The organism is Klebsiella sp. A-Nf5 (genome assembly GCF_002810545.1).
GTDB lineage: Bacteria > Pseudomonadota > Gammaproteobacteria > Enterobacterales > Enterobacteriaceae > Klebsiella > Klebsiella variicola.
The window spans coordinates 257,743-280,569 of the sequence record NZ_PIOG01000222.1; the positions used below are offsets into that span (position 1 = coordinate 257,743).

The following is a 22,827-nucleotide window of genomic DNA, read 5'->3' on the forward strand; positions in this document are numbered from 1 at the left end:
TGAGGGGATTTTCGTAATGCGTATTATTCTGCTTGGCGCTCCGGGCGCGGGTAAAGGAACTCAGGCTCAGTTCATCATGGAGAAATACGGTATTCCGCAAATCTCCACCGGCGATATGCTGCGCGCGGCGGTAAAATCCGGCTCTGAGCTCGGTAAGCAAGCGAAAGACATTATGGACGCCGGCAAGCTGGTAACCGATGAGCTGGTCATCGCGCTGGTGAAAGAGCGTATCGCCCAGGAAGATTGCCGTAACGGCTTCCTGCTGGACGGCTTCCCGCGCACCATTCCGCAGGCTGACGCCATGAAAGAAGCGGGTATTACCGTTGATTACGTGCTGGAATTCGACGTGCCGGACGAACTGATCGTCGACCGCATCGTTGGCCGTCGCGTTCATGCGGCATCCGGTCGCGTATACCACATCAAATTCAATCCGCCGAAGGTGGAAGGCAAAGACGACGTGACCGGCGAAGAGCTGACCACCCGTAAAGACGACCAGGAAGAGACCGTGCGTAAACGCCTGGTGGAATACCATCAGATGACAGCGCCGCTGATCGGCTACTACACCAAAGAAGCGCAGGCGGGCAACACCAAATACGCCAAAGTCGACGGCACCAAAGCGGTGGCTGACGTGCGCGCCGAACTGGAAAAAATCCTCGGCTGATAAAGCCTTTTCTCATCCTGCTGCGGCAGGATGAGAACTCCTCTCATTTCTACCTTTTGCTATGATTGGTTCCGTTTAGCGCCATTTCAGCTACAATTGGCTGCGATTCAAATGGTTAAGAGGCGGTAATGCATCAGACGAAAACAGGTATCTTGCTGGCCAATTTAGGCACTCCCGATGCGCCCACCCCCGGTGCGGTGAAGCGCTATCTGCGACAATTCCTCAGCGACAAACGGGTGGTGGATACGTCTCGTCTGCTATGGTGGCCGCTGCTGCGTGGCGTCATACTGCCGATTCGCTCCCCGCGCGTGGCGAAGCTCTATCAGTCCGTGTGGATGGATGAGGGATCGCCGCTGATGGTATATAGCCGTCGCCAGCAGCAGGCGCTGGCCGCCAGGCTGCCGGATACGCCGGTGGCGCTGGGCATGAGCTATGGTTCGCCGTCGCTGGCCAGCGCGGTGGATGATTTACTGGCGCAGGGGGTGGGGCACATTGTAGTGCTGCCGCTGTACCCACAGTATTCCTGCTCGACGGTGGCTGCCGTCTGGGATGAGCTGGCGCGGATCCTTGCGAAAAAGCGCGCCATTCCCGGTATCTCGTTTATTCGCGACTATGCCGAACATCCGGACTATATCCATGCGCTGGCGGCCAGCGTGCGCGCCTCCTTCGCCGTGCACGGTGAACCCGATCTGCTGCTGCTCTCCTATCATGGGATCCCGCAGCGCTATGCCAATCAGGGGGATGATTATCCCCAGCGCTGTCGCGATACCACGCGGGAACTGGTCTCCGCGCTGGGGTTGCCGCCGGAGCAGGTGATGATGACCTTCCAGTCGCGCTTTGGCCGCGAGCCCTGGCTGACGCCCTACACCGATGAAACGCTGAAAATGCTTGGCGAGAAGGGGACGAAGCATATTCAGGTGCTGTGCCCGGGTTTTTCCGCCGACTGTCTCGAGACGCTGGAAGAGATTGCCGTTCAGAACCGGGAAGTTTTCCTCGAAGCGGGTGGCGAGCAGTATGAATATATTCCGGCGCTAAACGCGGATGTGGCGCATATTGAGATGATGGTCAACCTGACGGCGCCTTATCGCTGATCGCGCGCAGGGCGGGGAATATGCTACTATTTCCCGCTTGTTCCCTGTTATTTAAGCGCCACTATGAAATTTCCCGGTAAACGCAAATCCAAACACTATTTTCCCGTTAACGCCCGCGACCCGCTGCTCCAGCAAATACAGCCGGAGAATGAATCCAGCGTCTCCTGGGTGGTGGGTATCGACCAGACGCTGGTGGATATCGAAGCGAAAGTGGATGAAGCGTTTATCGTGCGCTATGGCCTGAGTGCAGGCCACTCTCTGGTGATTGAAGATGATGTCGCCGAGGCGCTGTACCAGGAGCTGGTACGCAACAATCTCATTACCCATCAGTTTGCCGGCGGCACCATCGGCAATACCATGCACAACTACTCGGTGCTGGCGGACGATCGCTCGGTGCTGCTTGGCGTGATGTGCAGCAATATCGACATCGGCGGCTATGCCTATCGCTACCTGTGCAATACCTCCAGCCGCACCGATTTGAACTATCTGCAGGGCGTCGACGGCGCCATTGGCCGCTGTTTTACCCTGATCAGCGACAGCGGCGAGCGCACCTTCGCCATCAGCCCGGGCCATATGAACAAGCTGCGCCCGGAAAGCATTCCGGAAGCGGTGATCGCCGGCGCCTCGGCGCTGGTGCTGACCTCTTACCTGGTACGCTGCAAGCCGGGCGAGCCAATGCCGGACGCCACGATGAAAGCCATCGAGTACGCCAAAAAGCACGATGTGCCGGTGGTGTTAACTCTCGGGACCAAATACGTGATTGCCGATAACCCGGCGTGGTGGCAGCAGTTCCTGCAGGAGCATGTCTCGATTCTGGCGATGAATGAAGAGGAAGGGGAAGCCCTGACCGGTTTTGCCGATCCGCTGTCGGCGGCGGATAAAGCGCTGGACTGGGTCGACCTGGTGCTGTGCACCGCCGGGCCGGCGGGCCTGTATATGGCGGGCTTTACCGAAGAAGAGGCGAAGCGGAAAACCCAGCATCCGCTGCTGCCGGGGGCGATCCCGGAGTTTAACCAGTTTGAATTCAGCCGTGCGATGCGCCACCAGGATTGCGTTAATCCGCTGCGTATCTATTCCCATATCGCCCCGTATATGGGCGGGCCTGAAAAAATCATGAATACCAACGGCGCAGGCGACGGCGCGCTGGCGGCGCTGCTACATGACATCACCGCCAATAACTACCATCGTAATAATGTGCCCAACTCCAGCAAGCACAAATGCAACTGGCTGACCTACTCGTCGCTGGCGCAGGTGTGTAAATATGCCAACCGCGTGAGCTATCAGGTGTTGAACCAGCACTCGCCGCGTTTAACCCGCGGCCTGCCGGAACGTGAGGACAGCCTGGAAGAGGCATACTGGGAGCGTTAAGCGAGCCCCTCTCCCGATGGGTGAGGGGAGTGCATCAGCCGGTGACCACTTCACCGGCCGGTGGCGTTTCCAGAAGCTGTAGCATGGCACGGGCAATTTCCCGCTCGCCCATCACCACCTGATTGGCCCCGCGTTCAATAATGTAGTCCACTTCATCATCATAATGGGCGCGGGCAATGATCTCGATGTTCGGGCATTTTTCCCGTGCGGAAGCGACAATCTCTCCGGCCTCGTAGCCGTTGGGGATAGTCAGCAGCAGCCAGCGGGCGCAGTCGAGATGCGCCAGCTCCATGATCTCTTCATTGGCGGCATTGCCCAGCACCGCGCTGATCCCGCGCTCGCGTAGCTCATCCACGCGGGTGCGCGAAGTCTCAACCACTACCAGCGGGATCCCCTGGGCCATCAGCTTCTCGCCCAGCAGGCTGCCGACGCGACCGAAGCCAACCAGCAGCGCGTGGTTGCAGATATCGACTGGCACCTGCTTCTCATCTTCCAGCACCTCTTCCAGTGTCTGCTCGTCGAGGGTTTCGGTTTTATCGAGATATTTTTCCAGCAGGGTAAACAGCACCGGGTTGAGCATAATCGAGATGATCGCCCCGGCCAGCACCAGGTTTTGTCCGGCCTGCGGCAGCAGGTTAAGCGCCATCCCCAGACCGGCGAGAATAAAGGCAAACTCACCAATCTGCGCCAGGCTGGCGGCAATGGTCAGTGCGGTACGCGGCGAATGACCAAACATACGCACGAGGAAAAAGGCGGCGGCGGATTTACCAAAGATAATAATCGCCAGCGTTGCCAGCACCGCCAGCGGCTGCTGGACCAGCACCATCGGGTCAAACAGCATGCCGACGGAGACAAAAAACAGCACCGCGAAGGCGTCGCGCAGCGGCAGGGTGTCATGGGCGGCGCGGTGGCTCAGCTCAGATTCGTTAAGCACCATGCCGGCGAAGAAGGCGCCAAGGGCGAAGGAAACATCAAACAGCTCCACGGCGCCGAAGGCGATGCCCAGCGCCAGAGCCAGAACTGACAGGGTGAACAGCTCGCGTGATCCGGTGGCGGCGCTGCGCGACATGATCCACGGCACCAGCCGGCGACCGACCAGCATCATGATGGCGATAAAGGCCACCACTTTACCAATGGTGATCCCGAGGTCGAGGGCCAGAGAGGCGAAGCCGACGTCACCTTTCTCCGTCATCCCGGCAATCGCTGGCAGCAGGACCAGCGTCAGGACCATCACCAGGTCTTCCACAATCAACCAGCCGATGGCAATCTGCCCGCGCTGACTGTCAATCAGCTGTCGCTCCTCCAGCGCGCGCAGTAGCACCACGGTACTGGCGGTGGAGAGACACAGGCCAAAGACGATGCCGGTCATCAGCGACCAGCCAAGGGCGGCGGAAAGTGCCATACCCAGCAGCGTCGCCACGGCTATCTGGGCGATGGCCCCGGGAATGGCGATCGACTTTACCGCCATCAGATCTTTCAGGGAAAAATGCAGCCCGACGCCGAACATCAGCAGGATCACGCCGAGTTCTGCCAGTTCAGGAGCCAGTTTGGTGTCAGCAACAAAACCAGGGGTGAAAGGTCCGGCCAGCACGCCCGCTAAGAGATATCCCACCAGAGGAGAAATACGTAGCTTGTTGGCAATCATGCCGAGAATAAAGGCGAGCACGAGGCCGCCGACAATGGTGGTGATAAGCGGTGTTGCGTGGTGCATTCCGTCTCCTTTCCAGTGGTGTATCGGTCCATTTTGCTACCCTATCCGGGTAATAGTTTATGACAAAAACGTTCACTTTGTTTATGAATAATTCTTGAATTGCGCCAAAAAATGGAATTAGCCAACTAAAAGGCACAGAAGGGAAAATCGCGGGGGCTATGTGCGCACCAGGCTGATGGCGCAAGGGATAACGGCGGCCAGCGTTGCACTTTGGCCGCCGGATAATCAGACTTTTTGCCGGTTATCAGGAAGAAATATCGTCAGGAAACCCAGCAGCGGCAGGAAGGCGCAGATTTTATACACCAGATCGATGCTGGTATGGTCCGCCAACAGGCCCAGCACCGCGGCGCCAAGGCCCCCCATGCCAAAGGCGAAGCCGAAGAACAGGCCAGAAACCATGCCGATTCGGCCCGGCAGCAGCTCCTGCGCATAGACCAGGATAGCGGAAAAGGCCGAGGCGAGGATAAAACCAATAATCACCGTCAAAATCCCCGTCCATTCAAGGCTGGCGTAGGGTAAAACGAGGGTAAACGGTGCTACGCCGAGGATAGAGCCCCAAATCACATATTTACGTCCAATTTTATCGCCAACCGGCCCGCCGATCACTGTCCCGGCGGCAACCGCGAACAGGAAGGCAAACAGATGAAGCTGCGCGTTTTGCACCGATAATCCGAACTTATGCATCAGATAAAAGGTGTAATAGCTACTGATGCTCGCCATATAGAAATATTTCGAGAAAATCAGCATCAGCAGAATGCTTACCGCCAGAATGACCTTATTGCGCGGCAGCGGATTGACGATGACCGGCTTCGGTTTGCCCTTATTCATCCGGTGCTGCGCGGCATACCAGCGGCTGATTTGCGATAGCACCACAATAGCCAGCAGGGCGGCCAGCACGAACCAGGCGACATTGCCTTTGCCATAGGGGGCGATAATCACCGCCGCCAGCAATGGGCCAAGCGAGCTGCCGAAGTTACCGCCGACCTGGAACAGTGATTGGGCCAGACCGTGACGGCCACCGGAGGCCATCCGCGCCACGCGGGACGATTCCGGATGGAAAACCGAGGAGCCGGTACCCACCAGCGCGGCAGCCAGCAGCACCATGCCGAAACTCCCGGCCAGCGCCAGGAGAATCAAACCGCAGAGGGTGAAGCACATGCCCACCGGCAGCGACCACGGCATCGAGCGTTTATCGGTGATGTAGCCAATCACCGGCTGGAATAGCGATGAAGTGAGCTGGAAGGTGAGGGTGATCATCCCGATCTGCACGAAGGTAAGGGAGAACTCCGCCTGCAGCAGCGGATAGATAGCCAGAATGAGCGACTGGATCATATCGTTAAGCAGATGGGACAGGCTGATCGCGCCTAAGATGCCAAACGAGGTGCGTGCTTTTTGCGGCGGCGCGTCGGTACTGGGTAAGGTCTGAGCGGATTGGTTGGTTGTCATAGGTTCACTTCAGCGAGTTCTATTTGTTGTAGAGAATGCAGGTTGATACCCTAAATAATTCGAGTTGCAGGAAGGCGGCGACGCAGCGAATCCCCAGGAGCTTACTCAAGTAAGTGACTGGGGTGAGCGAGGAAAGCCAACGCACATGCAACTTGAAGTATGACGGGTAGAATTATTATCCAACTAACATACCTGTTGATAAGGTTTGAAGGAAGTCGCAATTCTGAAAACATATTTGTCAACGCGGCTAACTCGCTATACTTTCGGCACTTGGGATTAAGTCAGGGAGTGAAGCATGCATTATTTCAAACACAGCGTGGCGCTGGCGTTATTTGCCGCCTTATCGCTGGGCAGCCTGTCCGCGCAGGCCTATGAGCAGGACAAAACCTATAAAATTACCATCCTGCACACCAACGATCACCACGGCCATTTCTGGCGCAATGACTACGGCGAATATGGTCTGGCGGCGCAGAAAACGCTGGTCGATGGCATCCGCAAAGAGGTGGCGGCGGAAGGGGGGAGCGTCCTGCTGTTATCCGGCGGCGATATTAATACCGGCGTGCCAGAATCTGATTTACAGGATGCAGAGCCCGATTTTCGCGGCATGAACCTGATCGGCTACGACGCGATGGCGGTGGGTAACCATGAATTTGATAATCCGCTGAGCGTGCTGCGCCAGCAGGAAAAGTGGGCTAAGTTCCCGTTCCTGTCGGCCAATATTTATCAGAAAAGCACGGGTGAACGGCTGTTTAAACCCTGGGCGCTGTTTAAGCGCGGCGGGCTGAAAATCGCGGTGATTGGCTTAACCACCGACGATACGGCCAAGATCGGCAATCCGGAATATTTCACCGATATCGAATTCCGCAAACCGGCGGAAGAGGCGAAGCTGGTTATCCAGGAGCTGCAGCAGAATGAAAAGCCGGACGTGATCCTGGCCACCACCCATATGGGTCATTACGACAATGGCAACCACGGCTCCAACGCGCCGGGCGACGTTGAAATGGCGCGGAGTTTACCTGCCGGATCGCTGGCGATGATCGTCGGCGGTCACTCACAGGATCCGGTGTGCATGGCGTCGGAAAATAAAAAGCAGGTCGATTATGTGCCAGGTACGCCGTGCGCCCCGGATCGTCAGAACGGCATCTGGATCGTCCAGGCGCATGAGTGGGGAAAATATGTCGGCCGCGCCGATTTTGAGTTCCGCAACGGCGAGATGAAGCTGGTGCATTACCAGCTGATCCCGGTGAACCTGAAGAAAAAAGTGACTTACGATAACGGCCAAAGCGAGCGGGTGCTGTATACGCCGCAGATCGCGGAGAACCCGCAGATGATGTCGCTGCTGACGCCGTTCCAGAACAAAGGCAAAGCGCAACTGCAGGTCAAAATCGGCAGTGTGAATGGTCATCTGGAGGGCGATCGCAGTAAAGTGCGCTTCGTGCAGACTAATATGGGTCACCTGCTGCTGGCGGCGCAAATGGCGCGCAGCAACGCGGATTTCGCGGTGATGAGCGGCGGTGGGATCCGCGACTCCATCGAGGCGGGCGATATCACCTACAAGGATGTGATGAAGGTCCAGCCGTTCGGCAATGTGCTGACTTATGTCGATATGAGCGGCAAGGAGGTGGTGGATTACCTGACCGCCGTCGCGCAGATGAAGCCGGATTCCGGCGCCTATCCGCAGTTTGCCAACGTCAGCTTTGTAGCCAAAGATGGCAAACTGAACGATCTGAAAATCAAAGGCGAACCGGTGGATCCGGCGAAGACCTACCGGATGGCGACGCTGAGCTTTAACGCTACCGGCGGCGATGGCTATCCGAACATTGCCGATAAACCCGGGTATGTGAATACCGGCTTTATCGATGCCGAAGTGCTGAAAGAGTATATCGAGAAGAACTCGCCGCTGGATGCGGCAGCCTACGAGCCGAAAGGCGAGGTGAGCTGGCAGTAAGCCTGGGCTTCAGGTTGGCTATTTCCCCGGTGGCGCTGCGCTTACCGGGGCTACGAGTTGGGTAACCCGGATAAGGCGCGTGCGCCGCTATCCGGGATGGTGTGCTCAATCGCGGCGGGCGATATCGGCGAACTTAGCGTCCAGAAGCTGCGCCAGATCGCTGGCCGCCAGCTCAATATCCAGACCGCGTTTGCCGCCGGAAATATAGATGGTGGCAAATTCCTGCGCCGGAGCGTCAATCACCGTCGGCAGGCGCTTCTTCTGCCCCAGCGGGCTGATGCCGCCCACCAGATAGCCGGTGATACGCTGCGCCACCATCGGGTCGGCCATGTCGACTTTCTTAGCGCCCAGCGCTTTAGCCACTTTCTTCAAATCCAGCTGCCCGGCGACCGGGGTGACGGCGACCGCCAGATGCTTCATATCGCCGTTAACGGCGACCAGCAAGGTCTTGTAAACCTGGTCGGCATTGAGGCCGAGCTTGCGCACCACTTCATCACCGAAGTTGGTCTCATTGGGATCGTGATCGTAACTGTGGATTTGAAAGGGGATTTTGTTTTTTTCGAGTAATTTAACGGCGGGAGTCATAGCTATCCTTCTTACCAACCGGTTTTGCGTGGCGTCAGAATACGCCCGCAGGTTGTATAAAAAATAGTACCATCTTGCGCAATAGTATTGGCAGTGATGGTCACTTTGAGCGACAATCAGACGATCCGGGATGTATATCCCGGGATAATAATAATGATGAAATTCCTCTTTGACGGGCCAATAGCAATATTGGCCATTTTTTTATGTCAGCATGTCCGGCAGATTCCCTTCGCCATACAGGTGCAGCGCGCCGACGGCAACCACGTAGCGCCCCGGCGGCAAGGCCAGCAGCGTCTCGCGCCAGGCGAGATTGCGCTGGTGCATCAGCACATCATATAAAGACTGGCTGAAAGTCGTCGGCAGAGATACCGCACCGCGCGATGGCGGTTGTTCCAGCCACCAGCCGATCATCACCTGTAGCAGGCGGGCATTGGTCCGCCAGTGGCTCAGTGTGTCTTCCAGCAGGGCCATCCCCCCGTCGGGCAGATCGCGCAGCAGCGCGATTTGGCTGTCGGCGCCTTCCAGTTCCATCACCGTTATGTTGCTCTCGCGGGCGGCCATCAGCAACTGATAATCGATGCCGTAATCCGGTCGCAGTCCCAGCTTTTGCGCCTGGGTGGCCTGCAGGACCATCGCCACCTGCCACAGCGGCTGGTTATCGAACAGCCCGACCGACAGGCCCAGCTCGCCGGCTCGCGCCTCTAGCTCGCTCAGCTGTGCATCGCTCAGACGTTCTGCCAGCGGCGGGTAAGAGGGAAGGTTGCTAAACGGGGTTTCATTGCCGCTGATATCGGCCTCGACGATTAACGCATCGGCCTGGCGTATTTTTTTCAGAAGCTTCGCTGGCGGCGGCGCCATGTCGCGGGTGCCCATATGGATGCTGCCGACGAGGTGCAAATAGCGTTCGCCGGGCAGGACGATATCCATTGCAGGCCAGGAATAAGACGGGCCGACGGCGGCTCGCCACAGCATTTTTATCCGGTTTAACAGGCCCATACGCGCTCCGAAGTGTGAGGACTTCATGCTAGCGCATATGGTGATACACGTCACCCTTCCGGCGGGCTTTTCTTGTCTCAGCAAAAAACGGGCGCCGAACAACGTCGGCGCCCGTTTCATGTGACGGGTTTACTCTTTCGGTTTAAAGCGCAGCAGGCGGTTGGCGTTACTCACCACGGTGATCGACGACAGCGCCATCGCCGCACCGGCGACCACCGGGTTCAGCAGGGTGCCGGTCAGCGGCCAGAGGATCCCGGCGGCAATCGGGATACCCAGCGAGTTGTAGACAAACGCGCCCAGCAGGTTCTGCTTCATATTGCGTAACGTTGCTTTCGAAATTGCCAGCGCATCGGCCACGCCGTTGAGGCTATGGCGCATCAGGGTGATCGCCGCGGTTTCAATGGCGACATCGCTGCCGCCGCCCATGGCGATCCCGACATCGGCCTGGGCCAGCGCCGGAGCGTCGTTAATACCGTCGCCGACCATCGCGACTTTATGTCCCTGGCTCTGCAGACGTTTAATGGCATCGGCTTTACCGTCCGGCAGTACGCCAGCGATCACTTCATCAATGCCCGCTTCTTTGGCGATGGCATTCGCTGTAGTGGGGTTATCCCCGGTCAGCATCACCAGACGGTAACCCTGACGATGCAGGCGCGCCAGCGCGTCGACGCTATCCTCACGTAACGGGTCGCGGATGGCGAACAGCGCGGCGGCCTGGCCATCCACCGCCAGCAGCACCGGCGTGGCGCCGTGTGAGGCCTGCGCCGTCATCTCGCTTTCTATATCGCCGGTGGCGATATGCTGCTCGTTGAGCAGTGCCTGGTTGCCGAGCAGCAGGCGATGACCTTCCGCTTCGCCGCTGACGCCAAGGCCGCGCAGGGTGCGGAAGCCACTGACTTCCGGCAACGAACTGTCGGCGGCTTTATCAAGGATCGCTCGCGCCAGCGGATGGCTTGAGCCCTGTTCCAGCGCGGCGGCAAGACGCACGACGGTGGATTCATCAAAGGTTGAGAAAGTTTTCACCGCCACCACCTGCGGCTTGCCTTCGGTCAGGGTGCCGGTTTTATCGAACACCAGGGTGTCGAGTTCGCTGGCGCGCTGCAGCGCATCGGCGTCGCGCACCAGCACACCATACTCTGCCGCCCGGCCAACGCCGGAGATAATCGACATCGGCGTCGCCAGGCCTAACGCGCATGGACAGGCGATAATCAGTACCGTGGTGGCAATGACCAGGGTATAGACGATCTGCGGCGCCGGGCCGAAGAAGTACCAGATCGCGGCGCTGATCAGCGCAATGGCGACTACCGCCGGAACAAATACTGCAGAGATTTTATCCGCCAGCTGGCCGATTTCCGGCTTGCTGCTCTGCGCCTGGCGCACCATACGGATAATTCTTGCCAGCGTGGTCTGACTGCCGACGGCGCTGGCGGTGAACAGCACGCTGCCGTCCTGCACCACGGTGCCGGCGTGAATGGCATCGCCATCGCCTTTTTGCTGTGGCACCGGTTCGCCGGTGAGCATCGCTTCATCAAACCAGGCTTCGCCCTGGCTTATCACGCCGTCGACCGGAACGCGGTCGCCGGTGGTCAGGCGCAGGGTCATGCCGGCCTGAACTTCCGCGAGCGGCAGATCCTTTTCCCCCTCAGGGGTCACCACGCGGGCTGAAGGCGGCGTCAGATCGAGCAGTTTCTCCAGCGCTTTCGAGGAGCGCTGGCGCGCGCGGGCCTCCAGCATATGGCCGAGGTTAATCAGGCCGATAATCATCGCGCTGGCTTCGTAATAGAGATGCCGGGCTTCCATCGGGAACCACTGTGGCCACAGGTTGACGCTCATCGAGTACAGCCAGGCGACGCCGGTGCCGAGCGCCACCAGCGTATCCATGGTGGCGGTGCCGTTTTTCAGGCTTTTCCACGCGCTGCGGTAGAAGTGGCCGCCGGCGAAGACCATGACGGCGAGGGTGACAAGACCGATGGCCAGCCACAGCGAACGGTTGTCGTCGCTGACCATCATGTTATCGCCGATCATCCCCCAGACCATCACCGGCACGCCGACCAGCAGGGCGACAATCGCCTGCCAGCGAAAACGCTTCATCGTAGCGATAGCGGTTTCCTGCTGACGTTCGCGGCGTTCCAGATCGTCTTCGATCGCCTCCGCGCCATAGCCGGCTTTTTCCACCGCCTGCACTAATTCTGCGGCGGACGCACTGCCCATCACCAGCGCCGTGCGTTCCGCCAGGTTAACCCGCGCCTGTGAGACGCCCGGCACCGCGGTAAGCGCGTTTTGTACCCGGGAGACGCAGCTGGCGCAGCTCATGCCGTTGATCAGCAGCTGTTGACTGTCATCTTCGTCATGGGCTGCCGGAAGCTCAGGAGTGGCCGCTGTCAGTGCTTCCGACGGGATTGATGATTCTGCCAGCGGTTTAGCCTTTGGGTGGCTGAGCTCCGCGCCGTATCCGGCTTGTTTCACGGTATCAATCAGCGCTTGCGCGCTGGCGCTACCCGTGACATGGGCTTCAGTGAGGGTCACCTCGGCTTGCTCAACGTCAGGACGCTGTTCCAGACTCTCTTTCACGCGTTTGACGCAATGCCCACAGGAGAGGCCATCCAGCGTCAGGTCGATAGTGTTAGACATACAAAAACTCCTGAATAATTTTCCGGTCAACGATTGACCAGACCCACTCTTTCATCGAGTATTAAGAAGGTTAAACCTTCCAGCAAGGGGAAGGTCAAGGAGAAAAAATGAATATCAGCGATGTGGCGAAAAAAACCGGTTTAACCAGCAAAGCGATTCGTTTTTACGAAGAGAAGGGGCTGGTGACGCCGCCGTTGCGGAGCGAAAACGGCTACCGCACCTACAGTCAGCAGCATCTCGATGAGCTGACGTTGCTGCGCCAGGCGCGACAGGTGGGGTTTAATCTGGAAGAGTGCCGCGAGCTGGTGGCCTTATTTAACGATCCGTCGCGCCACAGCGCTGATGTGAAAAAACGCACGCTGGAGAAAGTGGCGGATATCGAGAACCATATCCGCGAGCTGCAAAATATGCGCGCGCACCTGCTGGCGCTGGCCGAATCCTGCCCCGGCGATGACAGCGCGGAGTGCCCGATTATCGATAATCTTTCCGGCTGCTGTCATCGCAAGGCGCAGGCTTAACGGACAGCGGGCCTGATCCGTAGCGTAATCCCTTCGACGGCGACCACTTCGACCTTGCTGCCCGCCGCGAGGTCTTCGTCAGCAATTACCGGCCAGGAGCTGTCGCCCACGCGCACGTGGCCGCGGCCATTTACCAGCGGGGCATCCAGCGTCAGGCGGCGGCCAACCAGCTGCTGCCCGCGCTGGTTAAGCTGAGCATCGGCCGGGCGCTGCGTTTTGACGCGCTTGCGCAGCCATTTCGACCACAGCCACGCAGCAAGAAGGGTGAGAACGGCAAACAGCGTCCCTTGCCATTCCCAGCTCAGCGGCAGGAGCCAGGTGAGAGCGCCGGTCACCACGCCAGCGACGCCGCTCCACAGCAGGTATCCGCTGCCGCCAAGCATCTCGGCCGCCAGCAGCAGTCCGCCCAGGCTTAGCCAGAACAGATGGGGGTGGGCGAGGATCATGTCGATCATGATTTTTTCCGATCGCCAGCGCCTTCCTTAATCAGCTCGCTGATCCCGGCGATCGATCCCATCAGGCTGCTGGCATCCAGCGGCATCATCACTACTTTGCTGTTGTTAGCGGATCCAATCTGGAGCAGTGCGTCGGTATATTTCTGCGCCACGAAGTAGTTGATCGCCTGAATATCGCCCGAGGCGATCGCCGATGACACCATCTGGGTGGCGCGGGCTTCCGCTTCGGCGGAACGTTCGCGAGCTTCCGCCTGCAGGAACGCGGACTGCCGTTCGCCCTCGGCTTTGAGGATCTGCGACTGTTTTTCCCCTTCTGCTTTCAGAATTTCCGCCTGGCGGATCCCTTCCGCCTCCAGAATATAGGCACGCTTGGTACGTTCGGCTTTCATCTGGGCGTTCATCGAGGCGATAAGCTCCGCCGGTGGGCGAACGTCGCGAATTTCGACGCGGGTGATTTTCACCCCCCACGGGTTGGTTGCGTCGTCAACGATATGCAGTAGTCGGGTGTTAATACTGTCGCGCTGGGAGAGCATTTCATCCAGCTCCATCGAGCCGAGCACGGTACGGATGTTGGTCATCGTCAGGTTGACGATCGCCAGCTCAAGATTGCTGACCTCGTAGGCGGCCTTTGGCGCGTCAATCACCTGAATAAAGCAGACCGCGTCGATGGTGACGTTGGCGTTATCCCGGGAGATAACCTCCTGCGAGGGGATGTCGAGCACCTGCTCCATCATGTTCACTTTGCGGCCGATTCGGTCCATAAACGGCACGACTAAGCTTAATCCTGGCTGCAGCGTCTGGGTAAAGCGCCCAAAACGCTCTACCGTCCACTGATAGCCTTGCGGAACAATTTTCACCGCCGCGGCCACAATGACCAGAGCGACGAAAATAAGGATAGGAATAAAAATCAGCATCAAAAACCTCCTGTCTTGTTGCCTGGTGGGGCGCTACAAGGAAATAGCGCATGTTTAAACTGAGTATATCTTTCTCCTCATCCTGGAGAAAGGAAAGTGGGGTAAACTAGCGGTGTTTCAGAAAATAATCAGGAAGACTCATGAAGGAAAATAACGCGCTTTTGCGTCTCGAAGGTGTGGGGTTTAAGACCGACGACGCAGTTATTTTACACAATATCAATCTTCAGCTCAGACCCGGAGAATTTAAGCTGATTACCGGGCCTTCCGGCTGCGGGAAAAGCACCTTGCTGAAGATTATCGCCTCGCTGCTCAGCCCAACCTCCGGACGCCTGTTTTTTGACGATGTGGATATCGCGACGCTGTCGCCGGAAACCTATCGTCAGCAGGTGTCTTACTGCGCGCAGACGCCGGCGCTGTTCGGTGATTCAGTCTACGATAACCTGGTTTTTCCGTGGCAGATCCGCAATAAACAACCCGATCCGCAGGCGCTGGTGGCTGACCTGCAGCGCTTTGGCCTTGGCGAAAATATGCTGGAAAAGTCTATTAACGAACTGTCCGGCGGGGAAAAGCAGCGCGTATCGCTGATCCGCAATTTACAATTTCTGCCGCGCGTGCTGCTGCTGGACGAAATTACCAGCGCGCTGGATGAAAGTAATAAACAGAATGTGAATGAAATTATTCATGGCTACGCGACGGAAAAACAGGTCGCTGTTCTGTGGGTCACCCACGATCGCAATGAAATTTCGCATGCCGATGAAGTGATTACGCTGCAACCTGCCGGCGGAAACATGCAGGAGGTACAGCATGAACGGGCATAACATTACGAACGAATCGCTGGCGCTGTCGATGGTGCTGGTGCTGATCGCTATTCTGGTCAGCTATCGGGAAAAACTGGCACTGGAAAAAGATATTATCTGGAGCATTTGCCGGGCGATCGTGCAGCTGATTATCGTCGGCTATGTGCTGAAATATATCTTTAACGTCAATCATGCGGTTCTGACGCTGTTGATGGTGCTGTTTATCTGCTTTAACGCGGCGTGGAATGCGAAGAAGCGCAGTAAATATATCGATAAAGCTTTTGTCTCGTCGTTTATCGCGATTACCACTGGCGCCGGACTAACGTTGGCGGTACTGGTCTTCTCGGGGTCGATCGCCTTTGTGCCGATGCAGGTTATTCCAATTGCCGGGATGGTGGCCGGTAACGCCATGGTGGCGGTGGGGCTGTGCTACAACAATATGGGCCAGCGCTTCAGCAGCGAGCAGCAGCAGATTCAGGAGAAGCTGAGCCTCGGCGCGACGCCGAAGATGGCTGCGGCGCGGCTGATTCGCGAGAGCATTCGCGCGTCATTGATTCCCACCGTCGATTCAGCGAAAACGGTCGGGCTTGTGAGCTTGCCTGGGATGATGTCGGGGCTAATTTTTGCCGGTATTGACCCGGTGAAGGCGATTAAGTACCAGATCATGGTGACCTTTATGCTGCTGTCGACTGCCAGCCTGTCGACGATTATCGCCGGCTATCTGACCTACCGGAAGTTCTTCAATGCCCGCCATCAGCTGGTGGTGACACAGCTGAAAAAGCGCCCGTGAACGATCCCGGGTTGCGGTGTTCATGCCGTACCCGGGTTACCACGGCGTAATCTGTAGCCCGGGTAAGCGCAGCGCTATCCGGGTAAGGGCAACGGATTAGTACAGCAGCGAATACAGCTGACGACGATATTTGGCGGCCAGCGCATCGCCGGTACCGAGGGCGGCGAGGATCTCCTGCAGCATCTTGCGCGCCTGGCCATCGCCGGCGCCTAAATCCTTCTGCAGATGGCTGAACAGCAGCGCCAGCGCTTCTTCATTACGCCCGACCTGATGCAGCTGCAGCGCCAGCTGGGAGGCCAGTTGCGCATCGTCCGGATTCTGTTCCACCTGCTGCTGCAGTTGCTGGATTTCCGGGGTGTCGGCGGCCTGTTTGAGCAACTCAATCTGCGCCACCAGCCCCTGATAGTGGGTATCCTGATCCTGCAGCGGGATGGTTTTCAGCACGCTTTCCGCTTCATCAGACCGGTGCAGGGCAATCAGCGTTTCCGCCAGCAGCAGACCAATCTGGCTGTCCTGATTCGACAGCTGCCAGGCTTCCTTCAGCAGCGGTAATGCCTCGGCGTATTTTTCTTCCTGCATCAGGGCCAGCGCCTGCTGGGCTTTCAGCTCCTCTTCGCGCGGCAGGACTTTATCCAGCAGGGCGCGAATCGCTTCTTCCGGCTGCGGGCCTTCAAAACCGTCCACCGGCTGGCCGTTCTGGAACAGATAAACCGTAGGGATGGCGCGCAGACCAAACTGTGAAGCGAGCATCTGCTCGGCGTCGCAATCGACCTTCGCCAGCGTGAACTGGCCGTTGTACTGGGCGGCCAGTCGCTCGAGTACCGGGGTCAGCTGTTCGCAGTGCTGGCTGCGGGCAGACCAGAAATAAAACAGCACCGGGGCGTTCATGGACTGCTGTAGCGTCTGCTGCAGGTTCGCTTCGCTAATATTGACAATATTCTGTTCGGACATGGGCATTTCTCGTTAGTCGATTTCTGTTTTACATGGGGGCGGCATGCCGCGCTTCAACTCAGCCGTGGATAATTTTGTCCATCGCGCGGGCGGGAAGCAGGCGTTTGAGCAGCGCCACCGCATGGGTGACCAGGGTGACCGGATAGCGCAGCTTTGGCTTATCGCTGGTAAAAGCGTGGCGCACTTTTTCCACCACCGCCTCCGGCCCGAGGGTAAAGCGGGCGGCAATGCCCGGATTTTCTACGGGTTTATCGCTTTGCGTCTGGTTGACGTTATCGGTAAAGCGGGTGCGGATCGGGCCCGGTTCAATCAGGCTGACCTGAATACCACTGTGGCGCAGTTCCATGCGTAGCGCATCGGACCACGCCTCGAGGGCGTATTTACTGGCGGCATAGGCGCCGCGACCGGGACTGGCAATAAGCCCCATCACGGAGGAGGTCATCACGATACGCCCTTCGCCGTGCGGCGTCATCGCCGGCAGCAGCAGCATGGTCAGTTGATGCGCGCCGAAAAAGTTGGCGGAAAACTGCTGTTCCATCTGCTGGCGGCTGATGGTGTTCAGCGGGCCATAGACGCCGTATCCGGCGTTATTGAACAGGCCATAGAGATGATTATCGGTCAGCGCAATCACCTCCGCTGCCGCGCGCTCCACGCTCTGCGGGTCATCCAGATCGAGCAAAATACCGGTTAGCCCCCGCTCCTGCATCCGCGCGACGTCCTCCGCTTTGCGGCAGGCCGCCAGCACGCGAAAGCCCTGGCGGGTTAAATCCAGCGCGCTTTCCAGACCAATTCCGCTGGAACAGCCTGTCACTAAAACCGTTTTTTGCATAACTTTACCTGTCAGCGACCCCTGGCGTTCAGGAGTCATGATTAACTAAGGGAGCCAGCCGGTTCGCCATCCAGTCGGCGATAAACGGCTGCGCGTCGCGATTCGGGTGAATGCCGTCGTCTTGCATCCATTGCGGTTTCAGATACACCTCTTCCATAAAAAAGGGCAGGAGAGGAATCTTGAACTCCCTGGCCAGGGCCGGGTAAATCGCGCCGAAGGCTTCATTATAACGGCGGCCATAGTTCGCCGGCAGGTGAATTTGCATCAGCAGCGGCTCGGCGTTGGCCGCTTTGATATCCTTGATAATGGTGCGCAGCGTCTGCTCGGTTTGCTGCGGTGGAAAGCCTCGCAGTCCGTCATTACCGCCGAGCTCAACCAGCACCCAGCGCGGCTGATGCTGCTTAAGCAGCGCAGGCAGGCGGGCCAGCCCCTGCTGCGAGGTATCGCCGCTGATGCTGGCGTTCACTACCGGCGTTTTCGCCTGCCACTTCTCATTGAGCAGCGCAGGCCAGGCGGCGTTGGCCGCCATTCGATAGCCAGCGCTCAGGCTGTCGCCGAGTATTAGCAGCGTGTCCGCCGCCATCGCGCGGCAGGTAAACAGGAACAAAAACAGGAAAGGCACATGCCAGCGGAAAACATACTTGAAGTTCATCATCTTAAGAAATCCGTCGGTCAGGGAGAGCATCAGCTCTCCATCCTCACCGGAGTTGAGCTGGTTGTCAAACCGCAGCAGACCATCGCCTTGATTGGTGAGTCGGGTTCCGGCAAATCGACCCTGCTGGCGATCCTCGCTGGCCTGGACGATGGCAGCAGCGGGGAAGTCTCAATGCTGGGCAAACCACTGCACCAAATGGATGAAGAGGCGCGGGCGGCGCTGCGGGCGCAGCACGTTGGCTTTGTTTTTCAGTCCTTTATGCTGATCCCAACGCTCAACGCCCTGGAGAACGTCGAGCTGCCGGCGCTGCTGCGCGGCGCCAGCGACAGCGAGAGTCAGGGCGATGCCCGCGCGCTGCTTGAGCAACTGGGGCTTGGCAAACGCCTGCACCACCTGCCGGCGCAACTCTCCGGCGGTGAACAGCAGCGGGTGGCGCTGGCCCGGGCCTTTAATGGTCGCCCGGCCCTCCTGTTCGCTGATGAACCCACCGGCAACCTCGATCGCCAGACCGGGGACAAAATTGCCGATCTGCTGTTCTCGCTTAATCGCGAACACGGTACCACCCTGATCCTCGTCACTCACGATCCGCTGCTGGCGGCGCGCTGCGATCGCCGTCTGCGCCTGGTGGATGGCCAATTGCGGGAGGAAGCATGATCGCCCGCTGGTTCTGGCGCGAATGGCGCTCGCCGTCGCTGCTGATCGTCTGGCTGGCGTTAAGTCTCTCTGTGGCCTGCGTGCTGGCTCTGGGGTCGATAAGCGATCGGATGGAGAAAGGCCTTAGCCAGCAAAGCCGGGAGTTTATGGCCGGCGACCGTACGCTGCGCAGTTCCCGCGAGGTACCCGCCGAGTGGATCGCGCAAGCGCGGAAGTCAGGGCTGACCGTCGGCGAGCAGCTGAGCTTCGCCACCATGACATTCGCCGGTGATACGCCGCAGCTGGCGGACGTTAAGGCGGTGGACGACCGCTATCCGCTGTATGGCACCCTCGAAACGCAACCGCCGGGGCTGAGGCCGCAGTCGGGGAGCGTGCTGCTGGCGCCAAGGCTGATGGCGCTCCTGAACCTGAAAACCGGCGATACGATTGACGTGGGCGATGCCACGCTGCGTATTGCCGGGGAAGTGATTCAGGAGCCAGACGCGGGGTTTAACCCCTTCCAGATGGCGCCGCGACTGATGATGAATATGGCCGACGTGGCAAAAACCGGGGCCGTGCAGCCCGGCAGTCGCGTCGCATGGCGCTATAAGTTCGCCGGTAACGCGCAACAGCTGGCGGATTATGAACAATGGCTGCTGCCGAAGCTCGGCGCGGAACATCGCTGGATTGGCCTCGAACAGGACGACAGCGCGCTGGGCAAATCCCTCGAACGCTCGCAGCAGTTCCTGCTGTTATCCGCGCTGTTGACGTTGCTGTTGGCCGTCGCCGCGGTGGCGGTGGCGATGAGCCACTACTGTCGCAGCCGCTACGATCTGGTCGCGATTTTGAAGACGCTGGGCGCGGGGCGGGCGCAGCTGCGCAAGCTTATCGTCGGTCAGTGGCTGCTGCTGCTGACGCTGTCGGTGATAACCGGTGGGGTTGTGGGCCTGGCGCTGGAGCGCCTGTTGTTGCTGATGCTCAAACCGGTGCTGCCCGCCGCACTACCCGCTGCCAGCGGTTGGCCGTGGCTGTGGGCTATCGGGGCGACAGGCGTCATTTCCCTGCTGGTGGGCCTGCGGCCGTATCGACTGCTGCTGGCGACCCTGCCGCTGCGGGTGCTGCGTCAGGATGTCGTGGCTAACGTCTGGCCGCTGAAACACTATATTCCTGTGGTCTGCGCGATAGTGGTCGGGGGGCTGGCCTGGCTGATGGGCGGCAGCCCGCTGCTGTGGTCTGTACTGGCCGGGGCAGTGGTACTGGCGCTGCTGTGCGGCCTGGTGGGCTGGGGATTGCTGTGGCTGCTCAAACGCCTGACGCTCAAAGCCTTGCCGCTGCGCCTGGCGGTGAACCGCCTGCTGCGCCAGCCGTGGTCGACCCTCAGCCAGCTGGCGGCGTTTTCCCTGTCGTTTATGCTGCTGGCGCTGCTGCTGGTGCTGCGCGGCGATCTGCTTGACCGCTGGCAGCAGCAGCTGCCCCCGGAAAGCCCGAACTACTTTCTGATCAATATCGCCCCTGAGCAGATAATGCCGGTGAAGACTTTCCTCGCCGAACACCAGACCCGGGCGGCGGAATTTTATCCGATCGTCCGGGCTCGTCTGACGCAGATCAACGGTCACTCCACGGACGGTAACAAAGATGAAGCGCTTAACCGGGAACTCAATCTGACCTGGAGCGCCGATCGTCCGGATCATAATCCGCTGGTGGCCGGCAACTGGCCGCCGAAGCCGGGCGAGGTGTCGATTGAAGAGGGACTGGCGCAGCGGCTGGGGGTGAAGATCGGCGATACGGTGACCTTTACCGGCGATACCCAGGACTTCAGCGCGAAGGTCAGCAGCGTGCGCAAAGTTGACTGGGAGAGCCTGCGGCCAAACTTCTTCTTTATTTTCCCCTCCGGGGCGCTGGACGGGCAGCCGCAGAGCTGGCTCACCAGCTTCCGCTGGGATAACGGTCCCGCGATGCTGACCCAGTTGAACCGCGAGTTTCCCACCGTTAGCCTGCTGGACATCGGCGCCATCCTGCGTCAGGTCGGCCAGGTGCTCTCCCAGGTCAGCCGGGCGCTGGAGGTGATGGTGGGCCTGGTGACGGCCTGCGGCGTGCTGTTGTTGCTGGCGCAGGTCCAGGTCGGTATGCGCCAGCGGCATCAGGAGCTGGTGGTCTGGCGCACGCTGGGGGCCGGTAAATCTCTGCTGCGTGCCACGCTGTGGGCGGAGTTTGCCCTGCTGGGGCTGGTTTCCGGACTGGTGGCGGCGATAGGCGCGGAAGTGGCGCTGGCGATGCTGCAGACCCGAGTCTTTGATTTCCCCTGGGCGCCGGACTGGCGCTTGTGGGTGATGCTGCCGCTGACGGGAGCGGTGTTGTTATCTCTGTGCGGCGGCGGGCTGGGGCTGCGTTTGTTAAAAGGGAAAGCGTTGTTCCGCCAGTTTAGCCAGTAAGATTATTGCATTTCGATGATGCGCCGCCGTTTTTGGCGGCGCTTTTATTTTAAGCGCACAAATTGATAACCAGTTGATTTTTAAGCGCACAAAACATTAAAAAACCGACAACACACTGTGTGGATTCGCGGTTAATATTCAGCTGGTAAATATAAGGTTGCTTATTAATCAAGGAAAAACTATGGCACATAAAATAAAAGCGCTGGCGATCTCGATCGGCGCAGCATTAGCGTTAACGTCATTTGCTTCCCACGCGGAGATCACGCTGCTGAAACAAGATCCGCAGGCGGGCGATCCGTTAAGTCGGCTTAACTTTACCGTCGGCGGGAGTATTCGTCCGCAGTTCAACATGATGAGCGGCGATGGTGATAAAGGATCCTATAAGCGTAACGGTTTCGACGGTGGCACCCGTTTCCGCTTCGCGGCGGATTACTACCTGTTCGATGATATTAGCTGGATCAGCTACTACGAACTGGGGGTGAACATTCCGGCACTGTTTGACTGGGATAACCACTACGCGGAAGGCGCAAACAATACCACCCGCCGCATGCTGTATACCGGCCTGAAAAGCGATACCTGGGGGACGTTAACCTACGGGCAGCAGAACAGCATTTACTATGATGTGGTCGGCGCGAAAACCGATATTTGGGACTACGATATGATCGGACAGGCCCCAGGCAACGGTATTAACGGCGATTACGATGGTTCTTATCGTTCACGTAATATGCTGAAATATAAGAAAACCGTGGGTGATGTCGATCTTTACGGCTCTTATCTGTTCGAAGATAGTGAGTATCTGCCTGGCAACGGCCTGCGCTACAAGCGTAAAGGCGGCGGTTCTATTGGTGCGGACTACCACATCATGAAGGACCTGACCTGGGGGACCGCGTGGAACTACACTCGCGCCGAAATGCGCGACCCGTCAAGTTCCGACAACAAAACCTATGACCAGAACATCGTCGGTACCGCGCTGAGCTGGACCCCGGATAACTGGACCTTCTCCTTTGGCGGCGGCTGGTATCAGAACTTCCTCACCACCAAAAAAACCGATGTGCATAACTACTTCGCCGGCGACGCCTGGGGGATTGAATATTTTGCGGGCTATAAATTCCCGATCAATCAATACGCTGTTAAATCTATTCAGCCGTACTTTATGGGCGACCGCCTGCAGTACGTGAATGGCCGCAACTATCAGCGTATCGATAACGGTCTGGGGATCAGCTTCCAGCTGGATTACGGTTTCCGCGTTGACTACGAACACGTGTTTACCTCCAGCACCGACAACCTGGGGGATATGAACCTGGTGCGTCTGCGTTACGACTTCTAAGCGGTCACAACCCCCCGGTCGCGCTGCGCTACCGGGGCTACAAATCGCGCCGACCGCTAGCCCGGCTAAGGCGTTTACGCCGCAAGCCG

General features: G+C 58.5%; 21 protein-coding genes. 10 read left to right on the top strand and 11 right to left on the bottom strand.

Annotated features, from left to right (window positions below; all coding sequences use genetic code 11):
- The first annotated feature begins 16 nt into the window (after positions 1 to 16).
- From adk to CWM53_RS21765, 3 genes are all read left to right on the top strand, one after another.
- Positions 17 to 661: an adenylate kinase gene (gene adk, locus CWM53_RS21755; RefSeq protein WP_002892184.1), complete on the top strand. Its 645-nt coding sequence runs from the start codon at positions 17 to 19 to the stop codon at positions 659 to 661.
- A 128-nt stretch (positions 662 to 789) separates the two neighbouring features.
- A complete protein-coding gene (gene hemH / locus CWM53_RS21760; protein ID WP_100631440.1) occupies positions 790 to 1,752 on the top strand; it encodes a ferrochelatase in 963 nt (320 codons plus the stop codon).
- A 63-nt stretch (positions 1,753 to 1,815) separates the two neighbouring features.
- Positions 1,816 to 3,120 carry an inosine/guanosine kinase gene (locus CWM53_RS21765; protein ID WP_074386709.1) on the top strand — a complete coding sequence of 435 codons (1,305 nt, stop codon included), beginning with the start codon at positions 1,816 to 1,818 and terminating at the stop codon, positions 3,118 to 3,120.
- A gap of 34 nt (positions 3,121 to 3,154) precedes the next feature.
- Here CWM53_RS21765 and ybaL read toward each other — a convergent pair whose 3' ends face one another.
- Both ybaL and CWM53_RS21775 read right to left on the bottom strand, forming a co-directional pair.
- Positions 3,155 to 4,831, bottom strand: coding sequence for a YbaL family putative K(+) efflux transporter (gene ybaL / locus CWM53_RS21770; RefSeq protein ID WP_061155513.1), 1,677 nt, complete (start codon positions 4,829 to 4,831; stop codon positions 3,155 to 3,157).
- Between the two features lie 225 nt (positions 4,832 to 5,056).
- The gene (locus CWM53_RS21775; RefSeq protein WP_100729381.1) at positions 5,057 to 6,277 is read right to left on the bottom strand and encodes an MFS transporter; all 1,221 of its coding nucleotides are present in this window, start codon (positions 6,275 to 6,277) and stop codon (positions 5,057 to 5,059) included.
- 295 nt (positions 6,278 to 6,572) lie between these two features.
- Here CWM53_RS21775 and ushA point away from each other — a divergent pair, with 295 nt between their 5' ends.
- On the top strand, positions 6,573 to 8,225 hold the full coding sequence (gene ushA / locus CWM53_RS21780; RefSeq protein ID WP_032734896.1) for a bifunctional UDP-sugar hydrolase/5'-nucleotidase UshA: 1,653 nt from the start codon (positions 6,573 to 6,575) through the stop codon (positions 8,223 to 8,225).
- Positions 8,226 to 8,330: 105 nt separating this feature from the next.
- Here ushA and ybaK read toward each other — a convergent pair whose 3' ends face one another.
- The 3 genes from ybaK to copA all read right to left on the bottom strand — a co-directional run bounded on the left by ybaK (position 8,331) and on the right by copA (position 12,437).
- Entirely contained in the window at positions 8,331 to 8,810 is a 480-nt protein-coding gene (ybaK, locus tag CWM53_RS21785; RefSeq protein ID WP_004204728.1) for a Cys-tRNA(Pro)/Cys-tRNA(Cys) deacylase YbaK, read from the bottom strand.
- Positions 8,811 to 9,011: 201 nt separating this feature from the next.
- Positions 9,012 to 9,806 carry a TraB/GumN family protein gene (locus tag CWM53_RS21790; protein WP_100729380.1) on the bottom strand — a complete coding sequence of 265 codons (795 nt, stop codon included), beginning with the start codon at positions 9,804 to 9,806 and terminating at the stop codon, positions 9,012 to 9,014.
- 129 nt (positions 9,807 to 9,935) lie between these two features.
- The gene (copA, locus tag CWM53_RS21795; protein ID WP_100729379.1) at positions 9,936 to 12,437 is read right to left on the bottom strand and encodes a copper-exporting P-type ATPase CopA; all 2,502 of its coding nucleotides are present in this window, start codon (positions 12,435 to 12,437) and stop codon (positions 9,936 to 9,938) included.
- Between the two features lie 107 nt (positions 12,438 to 12,544).
- Here copA and cueR point away from each other — a divergent pair, with 107 nt between their 5' ends.
- A complete protein-coding gene (cueR, locus tag CWM53_RS21800; protein WP_002892208.1) occupies positions 12,545 to 12,955 on the top strand; it encodes a Cu(I)-responsive transcriptional regulator in 411 nt (136 codons plus the stop codon).
- Here the strand turns inward: cueR and CWM53_RS21805 are convergent.
- Together CWM53_RS21805 and CWM53_RS21810 are read right to left on the bottom strand one after the other, a co-directional pair.
- On the bottom strand, positions 12,952 to 13,410 hold the full coding sequence (locus CWM53_RS21805; protein ID WP_061155507.1) for an NfeD family protein: 459 nt from the start codon (positions 13,408 to 13,410) through the stop codon (positions 12,952 to 12,954). The genes cueR and CWM53_RS21805 overlap by 4 nt on opposite strands.
- Positions 13,407 to 14,324: an SPFH domain-containing protein gene (locus tag CWM53_RS21810; protein ID WP_074386705.1), complete on the bottom strand. Its 918-nt coding sequence runs from the start codon at positions 14,322 to 14,324 to the stop codon at positions 13,407 to 13,409. The genes CWM53_RS21805 and CWM53_RS21810 overlap by 4 nt, the downstream gene beginning before the upstream one ends.
- Positions 14,325 to 14,464: 140 nt before the next feature.
- On the opposite strand from CWM53_RS21810, the gene fetA reads away from it, so the two are divergent.
- Both fetA and fetB read left to right on the top strand, forming a co-directional pair.
- On the top strand, positions 14,465 to 15,142 hold the full coding sequence (gene fetA / locus CWM53_RS21815) for an iron efflux ABC transporter ATP-binding subunit FetA (RefSeq protein ID WP_074386704.1): 678 nt from the start codon (positions 14,465 to 14,467) through the stop codon (positions 15,140 to 15,142).
- Entirely contained in the window at positions 15,129 to 15,911 is a 783-nt protein-coding gene (fetB, locus tag CWM53_RS21820) for an iron efflux ABC transporter permease subunit FetB (protein WP_012968803.1), read from the top strand. The genes fetA and fetB overlap by 14 nt, the downstream gene beginning before the upstream one ends.
- A 96-nt stretch (positions 15,912 to 16,007) precedes the next feature.
- Here the strand turns inward: fetB and CWM53_RS21825 are convergent, their stop codons facing one another.
- From CWM53_RS21825 to tesA, 3 genes are read right to left on the bottom strand one after another with little or no spacing between them, the layout of a single operon-like run.
- A complete protein-coding gene (locus CWM53_RS21825; RefSeq protein WP_074386703.1) occupies positions 16,008 to 16,862 on the bottom strand; it encodes a co-chaperone YbbN in 855 nt (284 codons plus the stop codon).
- 58 nt (positions 16,863 to 16,920) lie between these two features.
- The gene (locus tag CWM53_RS21830; RefSeq protein ID WP_165785110.1) at positions 16,921 to 17,730 is read right to left on the bottom strand and encodes an SDR family oxidoreductase; all 810 of its coding nucleotides are present in this window, start codon (positions 17,728 to 17,730) and stop codon (positions 16,921 to 16,923) included.
- On the bottom strand, positions 17,720 to 18,343 hold the full coding sequence (tesA, locus tag CWM53_RS21835; RefSeq protein WP_165785114.1) for a multifunctional acyl-CoA thioesterase I/protease I/lysophospholipase L1: 624 nt from the start codon (positions 18,341 to 18,343) through the stop codon (positions 17,720 to 17,722). The genes CWM53_RS21830 and tesA overlap by 11 nt, the downstream gene beginning before the upstream one ends.
- On the opposite strand from tesA, the gene ybbA reads away from it, so the two are divergent.
- Both ybbA and ybbP read left to right on the top strand, forming a co-directional pair.
- A complete protein-coding gene (gene ybbA / locus CWM53_RS21840) occupies positions 18,314 to 19,000 on the top strand; it encodes a putative ABC transporter ATP-binding protein YbbA (protein ID WP_074386810.1) in 687 nt (228 codons plus the stop codon). The genes tesA and ybbA overlap by 30 nt on opposite strands.
- Positions 18,997 to 21,411, top strand: coding sequence for a putative ABC transporter permease subunit YbbP (gene ybbP / locus CWM53_RS21845; RefSeq protein WP_100631444.1), 2,415 nt, complete (start codon positions 18,997 to 18,999; stop codon positions 21,409 to 21,411). Before ybbA ends, ybbP begins: the two co-directional genes overlap by 4 nt.
- On the opposite strand, the gene CWM53_RS31300 is transcribed toward ybbP, so the two are convergent.
- A complete protein-coding gene (locus tag CWM53_RS31300; protein WP_165784178.1) occupies positions 21,373 to 21,501 on the bottom strand; it encodes a hypothetical protein in 129 nt (42 codons plus the stop codon). The genes ybbP and CWM53_RS31300 overlap by 39 nt on opposite strands.
- Before the next feature lie 91 nt (positions 21,502 to 21,592).
- Between CWM53_RS31300 and CWM53_RS21850 the strand changes: the two genes are divergently transcribed.
- Positions 21,593 to 22,738 carry a porin gene (locus CWM53_RS21850; RefSeq protein WP_074386700.1) on the top strand — a complete coding sequence of 382 codons (1,146 nt, stop codon included), beginning with the start codon at positions 21,593 to 21,595 and terminating at the stop codon, positions 22,736 to 22,738.
- Positions 22,739 to 22,827: the final 89 nt, after the last annotated feature.

Bases quoted from the DNA above. Each gene is read 5' to 3' on its own strand.
- copA (WP_100729379.1), bottom strand. From the start codon at position 12,437: ATGTCTAACACTATCGACCTGACGCTGGATGGCCTCTCCTGTGGGCAT.
- CWM53_RS21825 (WP_074386703.1), bottom strand. From the start codon at position 16,862: ATGTCCGAACAGAATATTGTCAATATTAGCGAAGCGAACCTGCAGCAG.
- CWM53_RS21765 (WP_074386709.1), top strand. From the start codon at position 1,816: ATGAAATTTCCCGGTAAACGCAAATCCAAACACTATTTTCCCGTTAAC.
- ybbA (WP_074386810.1), top strand. From the start codon at position 18,314: ATGCCAGCGGAAAACATACTTGAAGTTCATCATCTTAAGAAATCCGTC.
- CWM53_RS21850 (WP_074386700.1), top strand. From the start codon at position 21,593: ATGGCACATAAAATAAAAGCGCTGGCGATCTCGATCGGCGCAGCATTA.
- CWM53_RS21775 (WP_100729381.1), bottom strand. From the start codon at position 6,277: ATGACAACCAACCAATCCGCTCAGACCTTACCCAGTACCGACGCGCCG.
- fetA (WP_074386704.1), top strand. From the start codon at position 14,465: ATGAAGGAAAATAACGCGCTTTTGCGTCTCGAAGGTGTGGGGTTTAAG.
- ybbP (WP_100631444.1), top strand. From the start codon at position 18,997: ATGATCGCCCGCTGGTTCTGGCGCGAATGGCGCTCGCCGTCGCTGCTG.
- CWM53_RS21810 (WP_074386705.1), bottom strand. From the start codon at position 14,324: ATGCTGATTTTTATTCCTATCCTTATTTTCGTCGCTCTGGTCATTGTG.
- cueR (WP_002892208.1), top strand. From the start codon at position 12,545: ATGAATATCAGCGATGTGGCGAAAAAAACCGGTTTAACCAGCAAAGCG.
- ybaK (WP_004204728.1), bottom strand. From the start codon at position 8,810: ATGACTCCCGCCGTTAAATTACTCGAAAAAAACAAAATCCCCTTTCAA.
- fetB (WP_012968803.1), top strand. From the start codon at position 15,129: ATGAACGGGCATAACATTACGAACGAATCGCTGGCGCTGTCGATGGTG.
- hemH (WP_100631440.1), top strand. From the start codon at position 790: ATGCATCAGACGAAAACAGGTATCTTGCTGGCCAATTTAGGCACTCCC.
- adk (WP_002892184.1), top strand. From the start codon at position 17: ATGCGTATTATTCTGCTTGGCGCTCCGGGCGCGGGTAAAGGAACTCAG.
- CWM53_RS21805 (WP_061155507.1), bottom strand. From the start codon at position 13,410: ATGATCGACATGATCCTCGCCCACCCCCATCTGTTCTGGCTAAGCCTG.
- CWM53_RS21830 (WP_165785110.1), bottom strand. From the start codon at position 17,730: ATGACTCCTGAACGCCAGGGGTCGCTGACAGGTAAAGTTATGCAAAAA.
- ybaL (WP_061155513.1), bottom strand. From the start codon at position 4,831: ATGCACCACGCAACACCGCTTATCACCACCATTGTCGGCGGCCTCGTG.
- ushA (WP_032734896.1), top strand. From the start codon at position 6,573: ATGCATTATTTCAAACACAGCGTGGCGCTGGCGTTATTTGCCGCCTTA.
- tesA (WP_165785114.1), bottom strand. From the start codon at position 18,343: ATGAACTTCAAGTATGTTTTCCGCTGGCATGTGCCTTTCCTGTTTTTG.
- CWM53_RS21790 (WP_100729380.1), bottom strand. From the start codon at position 9,806: ATGGGCCTGTTAAACCGGATAAAAATGCTGTGGCGAGCCGCCGTCGGC.